Source organism: Microbacterium koreense, from assembly GCF_042677105.1.
Lineage (GTDB): Bacteria > Actinomycetota > Actinomycetes > Actinomycetales > Microbacteriaceae > Microbacterium > Microbacterium koreense.
Window position 1 is genome coordinate 2,262,810 of the sequence record NZ_JBHTIM010000001.1, and the last position, 14,545, is coordinate 2,277,354.

Sequence of the window (14,545 nt, forward strand, 5' to 3'; positions counted from 1 at the left end):
GATGTCCCGATGCGCGCCCTGCGCCTCGGGACATTCGTCGTTCGATGGCAGGAATGCCACGCCCCGTGTCCGCCGCCGCGCTCGTAGAGCGCGGGCAGCGTCCGTAGCCTGAAGCCATGACGGATGCCGTGACCCACTACTCCACCAAACTCGCGCACGAAACCGATCCCTCAGACGTGTATGCCGCGCAGCGCGCCGGGCAGGACGTCGTGCTCGTCGACGTGCGCGGCCACGAGGCTTGGGCACAGGGGCGGATCACCGGCGCGCGGCACCTCCCCTACGCGGAGATCGCGGAACGAGCGCGCACGGACGTCCCGGCAGATGCCGAGGTCGTCGTGTACTGCTGGAGCCCCGGCTGCAACGCCGGCGCAAAGGGCGCGCTCGAGTTCGCCCGGCTCGGCTACCGCGTGCGGGAGATGATCGGCGGCTACGAGTACTGGGTGCGCGAGGGGCAACCCACCGAGAACGACGACGGACCTCTGCCCCGTGTCTTCGACCCGCAGGTCATGGTCGTTCGCCCGTGAGCGCCGCGTGATCGCGCTCAGGCGCTCTCGAGCGACTCGTTGAAGCGTTCGGCGGCGGAACCGAGGAAGATCGGCTCATCGTCATCGGGGGCACCCTCGTCGATGTCGCAGACGATCGCGGTGACGTTGTCGCGCGTGCTCGCCTCGATCGCAAGGTTCACCAGGGCCTGCGCCGCTTCCACCACGCCGCCACGCTGCACGAGGGTGAGCACGTCGGCCTCGGGCACGTAGTCCGTGAGGCCGTCGCTGCATAGAAGAAGTCTGTCCCCCGGAGCCACGTCGAGTGCCGACACCGCCGGAAGGTCTCGCTCTGCCCCGCCGAAAGACGCCGTGATGATGTTCCGCTTGGGATGGTTCTGCGCCTCCTCCGGCGCGATCACGCCGTTGTCGACGAGAGCCTGCACGTAGGAGTCGTCGCGCGACAGACGAACGAGCTCGCCATCGCGCAGCCGATACGCCCGAGAGTCCCCGGAGTGAGCCAAGAGCAGTCCGCCGTCCTCGGAGACGAACACCCCAGTGAAGGTCGTCGCCATTCCCGTCAGGGATGCGTCCCGTTCGACAAGCGCGCGCAGGTCCCAGTTCGCTTCCCGAAGGCGTTCGACGAGTCGTGGGCCGGTCACCTGGATGCCTGCCGATGGGACGAGACGATGCACGAGCGCCGCCGAGGCGAGGTCGCCCGAGGGACCGCCGCCCACGCCGTCCGCCACGGCAGCTCCCCAGGACGCCGTGAACGCGGCATCCTGATTCACCGCGCGGTGCGGACCGACGTCAGACGCGCCGGCGACTCGGAGCCGGATGACCATGGATCAGCGGGCGAAGTACCCGCGATAGTACTCGTAGACCCAGCCGACGATCGCCACGACGAAGATCGCGAGCCCGATCGGGAACATCCACACGCCGACGGCAAGACCGAGGACGCCGACGGCAGCGGAGGCCGCAAGCACGATCGGCCACCACGACCACGGGCTGAACTCGCCGATCTCTGGATCACCGTCGTCGATGTCAGCCGTGAGCACGTCCTCGGGCAGTTCGCCGCCCTGCGCTTTGTGCACCCGACCGACGTAGAACGCGATGAACGCAGCCATGATCGCCGAGAAGAGCAGTGCCACTGACCCCACCCACTCGATCGACAGGGTGATCGTCTCCCACGCCGACTGGCCAGCGCCGGAGTACTGATCCCAGTGGACGATCAGGTTCCAGCCGATGTAGAGAGCCGCGACGACCAGGAAGAAGACCGACAGCAACCACCAGATGACGGTGTTGGAACGCACTTACTTCACCTTCCCTTCGGCGGCGTCGTAGGCGGGCGCATCGGGTGCGTCCTTCGCCGGTCCGACACCGACCGGAATACCGGCCTCGGGGTGGTTGAGATCGAACGCCGGACGCTCGCTGCGGATGCGCGGGATCGACGTGAAGTTGTGCCGCGGCGGCGGGCAGGAGGTCGCCCATTCGAGCGATCCACCGTAGCCCCACGGGTCGTTGACCGTGACCTTCGGCGCCTTGCGCGACGTGATCCACACGTTGAACAGGAAGGGGATCATGGAGGCACCGAGGATGATCGCCCCGATCGTGGACACCTGGTTCTGCCACGTCCAATTGTCGGCAGCCGAGTAGTCGGCGTAGCGACGGACCATGCCGTCGACACCCAGCCAGTGCTGGATGAGGAACGTCATGTGGAATCCGATGAACAGGAGCCAGAAGTGCACCATGCCGAGGCGCTCGTTGAGCATGCGCCCCGTCCACTTCGGCCACCAGAAGTAGAAGCCGGCGAACATCGCGAACACGACGGTTCCGAAGACGACGTAGTGGAAGTGCGCGACGACGAAGTACGAGTCCGAGAGGTGGAAGTCCAGCGGCGGGGACGCGAGAATCACACCGGTGAGCCCACCGAAGACGAACGACACGAGGAAGCCGAGCGAGAACACCATCGGTGTCTCGAAGGTCACCGACCCTCGCCACATCGTTCCGATCCAGTTGAAGATCTTCACGCCCGTTGGAACGGCGATCAGCATCGTCATGAGGGCGAAGAACGGTAGTAGCACCGCGCCGGTGACGTACATGTGGTGGGCCCAGACCGCGACGGAGAGCGCCGCGATCGCGATCGTGGCGTAGACGAGCGTCTTGTAGCCGAAGATCGGCTTGCGGCTGAAGACCGGCAAGATCTCCGAGACGATGCCGAAGAACGGCAAAGCGATGATGTAGACCTCGGGGTGACCGAAGAACCAGAAGAGGTGCTGCCACAGGAGCACCCCACCGTTCTGCGGGTCGTAGACGTGCGCGCCGAGCACGCGGTCTGCGGCGGCGGCGAAGATCGCGGCGGCGAGCACCGGGAAGGCCATCAGGATCAGGATGCTGGTGACCAGGGTGTTCCACGAGAAGATCGGCATGCGCCACATCGTCATGCCGGGTGCACGCATCGTGATGATCGTCGTGATGAAGTTCACCGCACCGAGGATCGTCCCGAAACCGCTGATGCCGAGTCCGAGCATCCAGAGGTTTCCGCCCACACCGGGTGAGAAGGTCACGCTCGCCAGAGGTTGATAGGCGAACCAGCCGAACGATGCGGCGCCCTGGGGTGTCAGGAAGCCGGCGACGGCGATCGTCGAGCCGAAGAGGAACAGCCAGAAGGCGAACGCGTTCAGTCGCGGGAAGGCGACGTCGGGTGCACCGATCTGCAACGGCAGGATGGCGTTGGCGAAGCCGGCGAACAACGGCGTGGCGAACATGAGGAGCATGATCGTGCCGTGCATCGTGAAGAGCTGGTTGTACTGCTCTTTGGTCGGGATGATCTGCATGCCCGGCTCGAACAGCTCCGCACGGATGATGAGAGCCATCACGCCGCCGAGCATGAAGAAGATCACCGAGGCGATCAGGTACATGTAGCCGATCGTCTTGTGGTCGGTGGAGGTGATCCACTTGACGACGATGTTGCCCTTCTGCTCGACGCGGGTCGAGCTGAGGAGCGCAGCCTGCCGCGGCGGCAGTGTCGTCGGACGGCCGGAGTTCGGTTCGTTCAGCGGAAGTGTCGTCGCCATGATCAGTGCTCTTCCTCGGTGGCGTTTCCGCCCGTGCCGGGCAGGTTCTGCAGTCGGTCGTACTCGTCGTTGATGTCGCCGGTCTGTCCCGCCGCGCGCAACGAGCTGAGGTAATCCTCGTACTCGGCCTCGCTGACGACCTCGACGTTGAAGAGCATCATCGAGTGGTACTCACCGCACAACTCGGCGCATTTTCCGGCGTAGACGCCCTCTCGGGTCGGCGTGAAGGACCAGTAGTTGTCCTTGCCGATGTACATGTCCTTCTTGTACAGGAAGTCGATGATCCAGAACGAGTGGATCACATCGCGCGACTGAAGCTTGATCTTCACGCTCTGGTCCACCGGCAGCACGAGTGTCGGGATCTCGTTGATGATGTTGCCGGCCTCGTCGGTCTGGGCCTGGACGCCCATCGTCCAGACGGTGTCCTCTTCGGTGTCACCGTCGTACTGGAAATCCCACGCCCACTGCTTTCCGATGGCGACGATCTCGACGTCGGGGTCCTCGGTCTGCGTCTCGAGGATGGTCTGGTCGCGGGCGGTGAAGGCGAAGAATCCGATCACGAGGATCAGCGGCACGATCGTGTAGAAGATCTCGATCGGCATGTTGTACCGCAACTGCACCGGGAGTCCGGTCTGGCCGCGACGGCGACGGTAGACGATCGCCGCCCACCCCATGAGCGCCCAGGTGATCACGCCGACGGCGAGGAGGACGATCCACGAGTTGACCCACAGACCCGAGACCATTTCGGTGTGGTTCGTCGCAGCGGGGCCGTCCTCGACGAAGCCCGGGAGATACCCATTGAGCTCTGTCGGGGTGCAACCGGCCAAGACGGCAGCCGTTGCGATCCCCACGGGAAGAACGGCCCAGCGGAGGCGGCGTTTCGAGGGCACGGTGCACCTTTCCGGGTCGCGGATGTAACTCCAGCCAGTCTAGGGCAACCGTCCAGGCGATTCTGGCCATCCGCACAGCCGAGCGTCGCGTGGCGCACACGAAACACACAGGGCCCGACCGCTCGCGAGAGCAGTCGGACCCTGGAAAAAAGCCGTTCCGATCAGTGGAAGCTGTCTCCACACGCGCAGCTTCCGGCGGCGTTGGGGTTGTCGATCGTGAACCCCTGCTCAGAGATCGTGTCCTTGAAGTCGATCGTGGCGCCATCGAGATACGGGACGCTCATGTCGTCGACGATCACCTCGACGCCGTCGAAGTCGACGGTCTGGTCGCCGTCGAGGTAGCGCTCGTCGAAGTAGAGCTGGTAGATGAGCCCACTGCATCCACCGGGCTGTACGGCGACGCGCAGACGCAGGTCGTCGCGCCCCTCCTGCTCGAGGAGGTTCTTCACCTTGAGCGCGGCAGCGTCGGTCAGCAGCACACCGTGGGTGGGCGCGGCCTGGTCGGGCGACAGGGCGGTGTCGGTCATGGTTCCTCCCGAAGAACGAGGTGATCGGATGCCCCGATTCTACGCCGCCTGCGCGTGGCGGGCGCCGCTGCGCGGCGTTTCGGGGCATCCGAACGGGCTACGCGGTGCGCGCGTCCAGCTTCTCCAGCAGGAGCGCCTCAGAGACGAGGGCGTTGCGGAAGGTCTCGAGGTGCAAGGACTCATTGGGGCTGTGCGCCCGCGCGTGCGGGTCTTCCACGCCCGTGACGAGAATCTGGGCGGCGGGGAACTCGCGCACGAGATCGGCGATGAAGGGGATCGAACCGCCGACGCCGAGATCGACCGGCTCCACCCCGTACCCGTCACCGAGCGCCTCGCGTGCCGCCGCGACGGCCCAGCCGCTGGTGTCGACGAGGAAGCCGTCGCCGAAGTCGACGTCAGCGAACGACAACTCTGCGCCGAAGGGAGCATGCGCCCGCAGATGCGCTTCGATGGCGGCGTATGCATCCTCCGCGGCCTGCCCGGGCGCGATCCGTGCACTGATCACCACAGACACCTCGGGACTGAGCGTGTTCGAGGCGTTGACGACGCTGGGCGCGTCGATGCCTGTCACGGTGAGGGAGGCCTTGTTCCAGATGCGGCTGAGGATCGTGCCGTCACCGATCGGGCTGACGCCGTCCGGCAACCCCGCCTCGTCGCGCAACGTCGCCTCGGAGTACTCGGGTGTCGGCGCCTCACGCTCCGTGAGGCCTTCGACGGCGACGGAGCCGTCTTCGGTCCACAGCGTCGACAGCAACCGCACCGTCGCCATCATGGCGTCGGGCACAGCCCCGCCGAACATGCCCGAATGCGAGGCGTGGTCCAGGGTGCGCACGGTCAGCGTGAAACGCACGTTTCCCCGCAGCGAGACCGTCACCGCCGGTGTGCGCGCGTCCCAGTTGCCCGAGTCCGCGACCACGATGACATCGGCCCTGAGCGCGTCGGCGTTGTCGGACAGGAACGTCGCGAACGAGCGGGAGCCTGCCTCCTCCTCGCCCTCGATGAACAGCGCGACGCCCAGGTCGAAATCGGTTCCGAGCACTTCGGAGAGCGCACGCAGTGCACCGATGTGCACCATCACGCCCGCCTTGTCGTCCGCGGCTCCGCGCCCGTAGAGGCGTCCGTCGCGAACGGTGGGCTCGAATGGTGACGAGTCCCACAGTGACTCGTCACCGACGGGCTGGACGTCGTGGTGCGCGTAGAGCAGGATCGTCGGCCGTCCATTTCGGGCCGCACGCGTGGCGAGGACCGCCGGCATCCCACGTTCGTCGGTCCCGGGAACCGCCGCGTCACGGATCTCGACCCGGTCGAAGATCCCCAGGCCCTCCGCCAGGTCGGCGACAGCCCGCGCGCTGCGTCCCACTTCAGCGGGATCGAACCCCGGGAAGGCGACGGAGGGGATGCGCACGAGGGCACCCAGATCTGCCAGCGCGGCGGGCACGGCAGCGGTTGCGGCATCTCGCACCTGGACATCACGGAGAGACTCTGAACTCATGCGGGTAATCTTAAGGGCACCCGTTTCCGCAGTTTCGAGGATCACCGTGGCTCACACACCCGCCGCTCCGGCACCGAAAGACGCTCCCAGCGAGACCGAATCGACGGTCGGAAAGGGGCGAGCGACGCCGAGCCGGGCCGAGCAGGAAGCCGCACGCAAACGGCCGCTCGTTGCAAACACGAAGGAGGCCAAGGCGCGCGCCCGTGCCGAGATGGCCGCGCAGCGCGAGAAGGCCCGCGTCGGCATGGCCGCCGGCGATGACCGTTACCTCACCGCGCGCGACAAGGGGCCGCAGCGCCGCTGGGTCCGGGACTGGGTCGACGCCCGATGGAGCATCGGCGAGGCGGTCATGCCCGCGATGGTGCTGGTCATCATCGCCACGTTCGTTCCCGTGTACGGCGTGCAGTTCTACTCGTTCGTCGCACTCTGGGTGTTCATCTTCTTCGTCATCGGCGACATGATCCTGCTGTCGAACCGGGTGAAGAAGATGGCGCGCGAGAAATGGGGCGCCAACACCGAGAAGGGCCTCGGGTGGTACGCCGCGATGCGGACCATCCAGATGCGGTTCCTCCGCCTGCCGAAACCGCAGGTCAAGCGCGGCCAGAAGCCCGCGTGAGCAGCCCCCGGTTGATCTGCCGCGCCCACAGGGGTCCTCGATAAAGGAACGCGGTGTAGCCCTGCACGAGGGTCGCACCGGCGTCCAGCCGTTCCCGGACGTCGTCGGCAGTGTCGACCCCACCGACGGACACGACGCAGAAGTCCTCGGGGACCACTGCGCGCACGCGGCGCAGAACCTCGAGCGCGCGTGGTTTGAGGGGCGCGCCCGACAAGCCGCCGGCCCCCGCCGCCTCGACGACCGTGTGATCGGTCACCAGACCCTCGCGCGAGATCGTCGTGTTCGTCGCGATGATGCCCGCAAGCCCGGCCTCGACGGCGAGGCGCGCGATCGCCTCGATCTCGTCATCGGGCAAGTCGGGAGCGATCTTCACCAACAGCGGGGTACGCCCGGCCGCCTCTCGCACCGCATCGAGCAGTGGGCGCAGCGTCTCGACCGCCTGCAGTCCACGGAGCCCCGGCGTGTTGGGTGACGACACATTCACGACCAGGTAGTCGGCGAGCGGGGCGAGCAAGGTCGTGCTGCGCACGTAGTCGTCCGTCGCGTGCTCCACGTCGACGACACGGCTCTTGCCGATGTTCACCCCGACGATCGGCCGACGTCGGCGCTGCCGCAGTTTCTCAAGGCGGGATGCTGCAGCCTCGGCCCCGCCGTTGTTGAACCCCATCCGGTTGACCACGGCACGATCGGGAATCAGCCGGAACAGCCGGGGACGCGGATTGCCGTCCTGCGGGATGGCGGTGATCGTCCCGACCTCGACGTGTCCGAACCCGAGCGCCCACAGGCCCCGGGCGCCGCGGACATCCTTGTCGAACCCGGCCGCGACACCGAAGGGTGATTCGAACACAAGCCCGAGTGCCGTGGTGCGCAGCGACGGCGCCGGCGCGGTCAGGGCACGGGGCGCCCACGCGATCAGTGACGCGCCCAGCACCCGGATGACGGCCATCGCCGCGTGGTGAGCCGATTCAGGGTCCATGCGTGACAGCACGGCGCGAAAGAGGAGGGAGTACATCGCCTCCAGATTATCGGGCGTCTCCCCCATCGTCGGTGCCACCACGGGGGTGGTCCGTGCGCAGCTGGGCGATGGCGCCTTCGAAGTCCTCGAGGGAGTCGAAGGCCTGGTACACACTGGCGAAGCGCAGGTACGCGACCTCGTCGAGTTCGCGCAGCGGCCCGAGGATCGCCAACCCGATCTCGTTGGCGTCGAGCTGAGACGCTCCGGTCTGGCGGATCGCCTCTTCGACGTCCTGCGCGAGCACGGCGAGATCGGCGTCGGTGACCGGTCGACCCTGGCATGCCTTTCGGACACCCGCGATGACCTTCTCGCGACTGAACGGCTCGACGACGCCCGAGCGCTTGACGACACTGAGGCTGGAGGTCTCGACCGTCGTGAATCGCCCTCCGCATTCGGGGCATTGACGGCGGCGACGGATGCTCAGACCGTCGTCGCTGGTGCGCGAGTCGATGACGCGCGAGTCGGAATGACGGCAGAACGGGCAGTGCATGACGGGCCCAGCCTACGCCTGAAAGCGTGCCTCGATCGCCTCGCCGTGCGCGGGGAGCTGCTCGGTGTCGGCCAACGTCACGATCGCCTCGCGCACCTCTGCCAGCGCGTCGCGGTCGTACTCGATCACCTGCTGCGGTCGGAGGAACGTCGCCGCCGAGAGCCCTGATGCGTAGCGCGCCTGTCCCCCGGTCGGAAGCACGTGGTTGGAACCGGCGAGGTAGTCGCCGAGACTCACGGGCGTATGTGGGCCGACGAAGACGGCTCCCGCGTGGACGAATTCTTCGGGCCTCGGGTCGTCCAGGTGCAGCTCGAGGTGCTCCGGCGCGTAGGCGTTGCTGAATGCCGTGGCCGTCTCACGATCGTCCACGAGCACGACGGCCGACTGCGGGCCGTCCAACGCCGCCTGCACCCGGTCCGCGTGGCGAGTGGCGGTCGCGCGCTGCGTGACGGCCTCGACGACGGCGTCTGCGAGCCGTGTCGACCACGTAACGAGCACGGCCGACGCCTGCTCATCGTGCTCGGCCTGGCTGACGAGGTCCGCGGCGACGAGGTCCGGGTCTGCCGTGTCGTCCGCGACGACGAGGATCTCCGTGGCTCCGGCTTCGGAATCGGTCCCTACACGCCCGGCGACGACGCGCTTCGCCGCGGCGACGAAGTTGTTTCCGGGGCCGGTGACGACGTCGACGGGGTCGAGATCAAGCGTGGTGACGCCGTGGGCCAGCGCCCCGATCGCCCCTGCGCCGCCCATCGCATACACCTCCTCGACCCCCAGGAGCGCGGCCGCGGCGAGGATGACGGGGTGTACGCGCCCGTCGTGATCCCGCTGGGGCGGCGAGGAAATCGCGATCTCGTCGACGCCTGCGACCTGAGCCGGCACGACGTTCATGATGACGCTCGACGGATAAACGGCCTTTCCACCCGGCACGTACAGCCCCACCCGGCGTACCGGTTGCCACCGCTGGTGCACGCGCGCACCCGTGGCCAGTTCGGTCGTGACGGGTGGCGGAACCTGGGCAGCGGACGCCGCGCGAACGCGAGTGATCGCCGCTTCCAAAGCGCTGCGCACGTCGGGGTCGAGCGAGGCCACGGCCGCGGTCAGGTGCTGGGCGGGCACGCGGATGTCATGGTCGGATACGCCGTCGAACCGCGCGGCCTGCTCGCGAAGGGCGTTCTCGCCGTTCTCGGCGACGGCTGCGACGAGTTCGGATGCAGCCCGCAGGGCCTGGTCGCGCGCAGCGGCGGCGCGCGGCACCGCGGCGAGCAGTTCGGCGGGTGTGAGGGCGCGCCCCCTGAGGTCGATCGTACGGATCATCGTGTCACCGTCGCCCGCCTCAGCCGCGGGTGACACCCTGCACGTCGTGGAGGTATCCGACCCGGCCGTCTTCGTGGCGGACGACGAACCGCTCTCCGTGATCTTCGATCACGAGCGCCCACGCGGTGGGACCGATGCGGAACAACGCGATGCCGTTCTCGTCGACGATGTCTCGTTCTTCGGGGACGAGCGCCCAGAACGCCTGATGACGCACGACGGGAGTCGTCTCGTGGAGCTCGACCGGCTCGTAGGTGTCGCGGGCCTGCGCGGGCGCGTACGGATCCGGGTGCACGTCGATCGTCGTGGTGGACATCGCGTCGTCCTCGACACCCTGCGGGCTTTCCTCACTCGGTTCATCGACGACCGGGCGCGGTTCACGAGCGGGACGCGGCGAGATGGCACGGACAGGGCGCGCATTGCGATGCGCGACGATCTCGCGTCGCCCGTGGAAGTCGTCCTTGAACGGTGGGATGAGCGGGGCGAAGACGGTCAGGACGACCGCGGCGAGCATGAGCACGAGCTCGACCCAGATCACCCACGAGCGCAACCAGAAGCCGCCGACGATCGAGACCGCGACCGTCTCCCAGACCAGTTGCAGCCAGACCAGCGCGGCGACCGAAAACGCGACCGAGGCGAACTGGTCGATTCCGAGTGAGCCGACGCGACGGATGCCGTCGGGCGACAGACGTCGCAAAGCGAGAAGGAAGACCGCGACGGTGGGCAGGCCGATCGGAAGGATCCACCCGAGCCCGGAGGACCAAACGGTGCCGAATCCGAAGACGAGGTTGCCGAAAGCGAGGTCGACGGCGAGTCCGACGGGGAAGAACGAGACGACGAAGGCGACGAGCCAGATTCCGGCGAGTCCGACCTCGCGCACAGAGAACGGCCCGACGCCGTACTGGGGTGCCTCATCGGTCGACGTCGATTCCTCAACGGCCTCGACCTCCTCGACGACGTCGCCGTCGGTGGCGTAGGGCTGGTCCTGCTGATCGGTCACGCTCGTCCTTTCCGTCACGTTCCCCCGTGTGCGTCGCCCCCGATCCTACCCGCGTCCTGCCGACACGTCAGGCGCGTGACGGTCGGGATCAGCCGAGGCATTGTGGCCCGAGCAGGCCCTTCAAGTCTCCGAAGAGATCGGGCGAGAGTGAGACCGGATGCGGCACCTCGAACACCTTCGCGACTCCGCCTTTGTGGAGGCGGAGTGTGACCTCCGTGTCACCGGCGTGGCGGTTCAGGACGCGCGCCAGCTCACCCACGAGGTTCTCTGTCGCCCGATGCTCGGGCATGAGCAGCACGAGCGGTCCACTGGCATCGAGGCCCCCCATGTCGGGAACGAAGGCCGACTGCGCGTGCAGGTTCATACCGTCGTCGCGACGCGACACACGCCCCCGTACGACGATGATCGAGTCTGCCTGCAGAATCGACTGGAACTCCGTATAGGTCTTGCCCATGAACATGACCGTGATCTCGCCGTTGAAGTCTTCGACGGTGATCATGCCGTAAGGGTTGCCGCTCTGCTTCGCGACGCGATGCTGGGCCGATGTGATGAGGCCCGCGATGGTCACCTGGTCACCGTCGGAGAGCTCTTCGCTGGCGAGTAGGTCGTGGATGCTGATGGAAGCGTGCTTCGCCAAGGGGATCTCAAGCCCGGCGAGCGGGTGATCCGACACGTACAGGCCGAGCATCTCGCGTTCGAAGGCGAGCTTGTCCTTCTTGGTCCATTCGGGGCGCTCGGGCACTTTGGCGACCTGTTGCGGCTCGTCCTCGCCCCACAGGCTGTCGAAGTCGAAACCGACCTCGCCGTTCGCTTCACGACGCTTGTCGAGCACGGCCTGTTCGGTGGCGTCCTCATGAATCTCCATGAGCGCACGGCGTGTGGCCCCGAGCGAATCGAAGGCGCCCGCCTTGATGAGCGATTCCACGGTGCGTTTGTTCGCGACATGGACGGGGACCTTCGCGAGGAAGTCGTGGAAGCTCGTGTACCCCCCTTCCGCGCGTGCACCCATGATGCCGTCGACGACGTTGGAACCGACGTTGCGCACAGCCCCCAGCCCGAAGCGGATGTCGTCGCCGACGGCCGCGAAGTACCGGATCGATTCGCCGACGTCGGGCGGCAGGACTTTGATTCCCATGCGGCGACACTCGTTGAGGTACACCGCCATCTTGTCTTTGGAGTCGCCGACACTCGTCAGCAGCGCCGCCATGTACTCGGCCGGGTAGTGGGCCTTGAGATACGCCGTCCAGTACGACACGACCCCGTAGGCGGCCGAGTGCGCTTTGTTGAACGCATAGTCCGAGAACGGCAGCAGGATGTCCCAGAGCGCCTTGATGGCGTCGTCGCCGAACCCGCGCTGCTTCATGCCGCCCGCGAATCCCTCGTACTGTTTGTCGAGTTCGGACTTCTTCTTCTTGCCCATCGCGCGCCGCAAGATATCTGCTTGTCCCAGCGAGAAGCCCGCGACCTTCTGCGCGATGGCCATCACCTGCTCCTGATAGATGATCAGGCCGTAGCTGATATCGAGGATCTCGCGCAACGGTTCCTCGAGCTCCGGATGGATCGGGGTGACCGCTTGCTGTCCGTTCTTTCGCAAGGCGTAATTGATGTGCGAGTTCGCACCCATGGGCCCCGGGCGGTACAGGGCGATGACGGCGGAGACGTCTTCGAAGTTGTCGGGCTTCATCAGCCGCAGCAAGGATCGCATCGGTCCGCCGTCGAGCTGGAAGACACCCAGGGTGTCGCCACGCGTGAGCAGGTCGTACGCGCCGCGGTCGTCGAGCGTGAGCTGTTCGAGGTCGATTTCCTCGCCCCGGTTCGTCCGGATGTTGTCGAGCGCATCAGAGATGATCGTCAGATTGCGCAGACCCAAGAAGTCCATCTTGATGAGACCGAGAGCCTCACAGGACGGGTAGTCGAACTGGGTGACGATCTGGCCGTCCTGCTCGCGACGCATGATCGGAATGACGTCGAGCAGCGGCTCGCTCGACATGATGACGCCGGCGGCGTGCACGCCCCACTGGCGCTTGAGGCCTTCAAGCCCGATCGCTCGGTCGAAGACGGTCTTCGCCTCGGGGTCTGTGTCGATGAGTGAGCGGAATTCGCTGGCTTCTTTGAAGCGCGGATGCTTGTCGTCGTACATGCCGCTGAGCGGCATGTCCTTGCCCATCACCGCGGGCGGCATCGCCTTGGTCAGGCGCTCCCCCATGCTGAAGGGAAACCCGAGCACGCGGCCGGCATCCTTGAGCGCCTGCTTCGACTTGATCGTGCCGTAGGTCACGATCTGCGCGACGCGTTCGGACCCGTACTTCTCGGTGACGTACTCGATCACCTCGCCGCGTCGCCGGTCGTCGAAGTCGACGTCGAAGTCGGGCATCGAGACACGGTCGGGGTTGAGGAAGCGCTCGAAGATCAATCCGTGCTCGAGCGGATCGAGGTCGGTGATGCGCATCGCGTAGGCGACCATCGACCCTGCGCCCGATCCGCGACCGGGACCGACGCGGATGCCGTTGTCCTTGGCCCAGTTGATGAAGTCGGCGACGACGAGGAAGTAGCCCGGAAATCCCATCTGAAGGATGATCCCGGTCTCGTACTCTGCCTGTTTGCGCACCTTGTCGGGGATGCCATCGGGGTACCGGTAGTGAAGCCCGGCCTCGACTTCTTTGATGAGCCAGCTGTCCTCGGTCTCACCGTCGGGCACGGGGAAGCGCGGCATGTAGTTGGCCGAGGTGTTGAACTCGACCTCGCAGCGCTCGGCGATGAGCAACGTGTTGTCGCATGCCTCGGGGTGATCCTTGAAGATCTGGCGCATCTCCTGCGCGGTCTTGATGTAGTAGCCGTCGCCGTCGAACTTGAACCGGTTCGGATCGTCCATCGTCGATCCCGATTGCACGCACAGGAGTGCCGCGTGGGCATCCGCTTCGTGTTGGTGGGTGTAATGCGAGTCGTTCGTCGCGACGAGCGGGATGCCGAGGTCTTTCGACAGCCGCAGGAGGTCGCTCATGACGCGGCGTTCGATCGCCAGGCCGTGATCCATGATCTCGGCGAAGTAGTTCTCCTTGCCGAAGATGTCCTGGAATTCTGCCGCCGCAGCGCGGGCCGCGTCGTACTGCCCCAGCCGCAGTCGTGTCTGCACCTCGCCCGAGGGGCAACCGGTCGTGGCGATGAGACCCTTGCCGTACGTCTCGAGTAGCTCGCGGTCCATGCGGGGCTTGAAGTAGTACCCCTCCATGCTCGACAGCGAGCTCAACCGGAAGAGGTTGTGCATGCCCTCGGTGCTCTGGCTCCACATCGTCATATGCGTGTAGGCCCCGGAGCCCGAGACATCGTCGCTCTTCTGTTCGGGCGTTCCCCACGCCACCCGGGATTTGTCGGTGCGGTGGGTTCCCGGGGTCACATACGCCTCGAGGCCGATGATCGGCTTGACCCCCGCCGCCTTGGCGGCGTTGTAGAACTCGAACGCGGCGAAGGTGTTGCCGTGATCCGTCACGGCGATGGCCGGCATGTCGTAGTCGGCCGCGGCCTGCGTCATCGCGTTGATCTTCGCCGCTCCGTCGAGCATCGAATACTCGCTGTGTACGTGCAGATGAACGAAAGAATCAGAGGCCACGCTTCGAGTCTACGAACCCCTCGGACATCCTCGGCGCG

The 14,545-nt window shown here is 66.3% G+C and carries 13 protein-coding genes; 2 read left to right on the forward strand and 11 right to left on the reverse strand.

Annotated elements, in window-relative coordinates; translation table 11 throughout:
- Positions 1-116 precede the first annotated feature (116 nt).
- Positions 117-524 carry a rhodanese-like domain-containing protein gene (locus tag ACFQZV_RS10625; protein WP_378749342.1) on the forward strand — a complete coding sequence of 136 codons (408 nt, stop codon included), beginning with the start codon at positions 117-119 and terminating at the stop codon, positions 522-524.
- Positions 525-541: 17 nt separating this feature from the next.
- Here the strand turns inward: ACFQZV_RS10625 and ACFQZV_RS10630 are convergent, their stop codons facing one another.
- The 6 genes from ACFQZV_RS10630 to ACFQZV_RS10655 all read right to left on the reverse strand — a co-directional run bounded on the left by ACFQZV_RS10630 (position 542) and on the right by ACFQZV_RS10655 (position 6,468).
- Positions 542-1,327, reverse strand: coding sequence for a PP2C family protein-serine/threonine phosphatase (locus tag ACFQZV_RS10630; RefSeq protein WP_378749344.1), 786 nt, complete (start codon positions 1,325-1,327; stop codon positions 542-544).
- 3 nt (positions 1,328-1,330) lie between these two features.
- A complete protein-coding gene (locus tag ACFQZV_RS10635; protein ID WP_378749346.1) occupies positions 1,331-1,795 on the reverse strand; it encodes a cytochrome c oxidase subunit 4 in 465 nt (154 codons plus the stop codon).
- On the reverse strand, positions 1,796-3,559 hold the full coding sequence (ctaD, locus tag ACFQZV_RS10640) for an aa3-type cytochrome oxidase subunit I (protein WP_378749348.1): 1,764 nt from the start codon (positions 3,557-3,559) through the stop codon (positions 1,796-1,798).
- 2 nt (positions 3,560-3,561) lie between these two features.
- Positions 3,562-4,449, reverse strand: coding sequence for an aa3-type cytochrome oxidase subunit II (gene ctaC / locus ACFQZV_RS10645; protein WP_378749350.1), 888 nt, complete (start codon positions 4,447-4,449; stop codon positions 3,562-3,564).
- 161 nt (positions 4,450-4,610) lie between these two features.
- Complete coding sequence (erpA, locus tag ACFQZV_RS10650; RefSeq protein WP_378749352.1) at positions 4,611-4,976, reverse strand: iron-sulfur cluster insertion protein ErpA; 366 nt, start codon at positions 4,974-4,976, stop codon at positions 4,611-4,613.
- Positions 4,977-5,073: 97 nt separating this feature from the next.
- Positions 5,074-6,468, reverse strand: coding sequence for a dipeptidase (locus ACFQZV_RS10655; RefSeq protein WP_378749354.1), 1,395 nt, complete (start codon positions 6,466-6,468; stop codon positions 5,074-5,076).
- Positions 6,469-6,514: 46 nt separating this feature from the next.
- Between ACFQZV_RS10655 and ACFQZV_RS10660 the strand changes: the two genes are divergently transcribed.
- Positions 6,515-7,084 carry a DUF3043 domain-containing protein gene (locus ACFQZV_RS10660; RefSeq protein ID WP_378749356.1) on the forward strand — a complete coding sequence of 190 codons (570 nt, stop codon included), beginning with the start codon at positions 6,515-6,517 and terminating at the stop codon, positions 7,082-7,084.
- Here ACFQZV_RS10660 and ACFQZV_RS10665 read toward each other — a convergent pair.
- From ACFQZV_RS10665 to dnaE, 5 genes are all read right to left on the reverse strand, one after another.
- The gene (locus tag ACFQZV_RS10665; RefSeq protein ID WP_378749358.1) at positions 7,059-8,096 is read right to left on the reverse strand and encodes a quinone-dependent dihydroorotate dehydrogenase; all 1,038 of its coding nucleotides are present in this window, start codon (positions 8,094-8,096) and stop codon (positions 7,059-7,061) included. The two genes, ACFQZV_RS10660 and ACFQZV_RS10665, sit on opposite strands and share 26 nt — an antisense overlap.
- A gap of 10 nt (positions 8,097-8,106) precedes the next feature.
- Positions 8,107-8,589 carry a transcriptional regulator NrdR gene (gene nrdR / locus ACFQZV_RS10670; protein ID WP_378749360.1) on the reverse strand — a complete coding sequence of 161 codons (483 nt, stop codon included), beginning with the start codon at positions 8,587-8,589 and terminating at the stop codon, positions 8,107-8,109.
- A 12-nt stretch (positions 8,590-8,601) separates the two neighbouring features.
- Entirely contained in the window at positions 8,602-9,903 is a 1,302-nt protein-coding gene (hisD, locus tag ACFQZV_RS10675) for a histidinol dehydrogenase (RefSeq protein WP_378749362.1), read from the reverse strand.
- A gap of 19 nt (positions 9,904-9,922) precedes the next feature.
- Positions 9,923-10,900, reverse strand: coding sequence for a hypothetical protein (locus ACFQZV_RS10680; RefSeq protein WP_378749364.1), 978 nt, complete (start codon positions 10,898-10,900; stop codon positions 9,923-9,925).
- A gap of 88 nt (positions 10,901-10,988) precedes the next feature.
- Positions 10,989-14,459 carry a DNA polymerase III subunit alpha gene (dnaE, locus tag ACFQZV_RS10685; protein WP_378749720.1) on the reverse strand — a complete coding sequence of 1,157 codons (3,471 nt, stop codon included), beginning with the start codon at positions 14,457-14,459 and terminating at the stop codon, positions 10,989-10,991.
- Positions 14,460-14,545 lie beyond the last annotated feature (86 nt).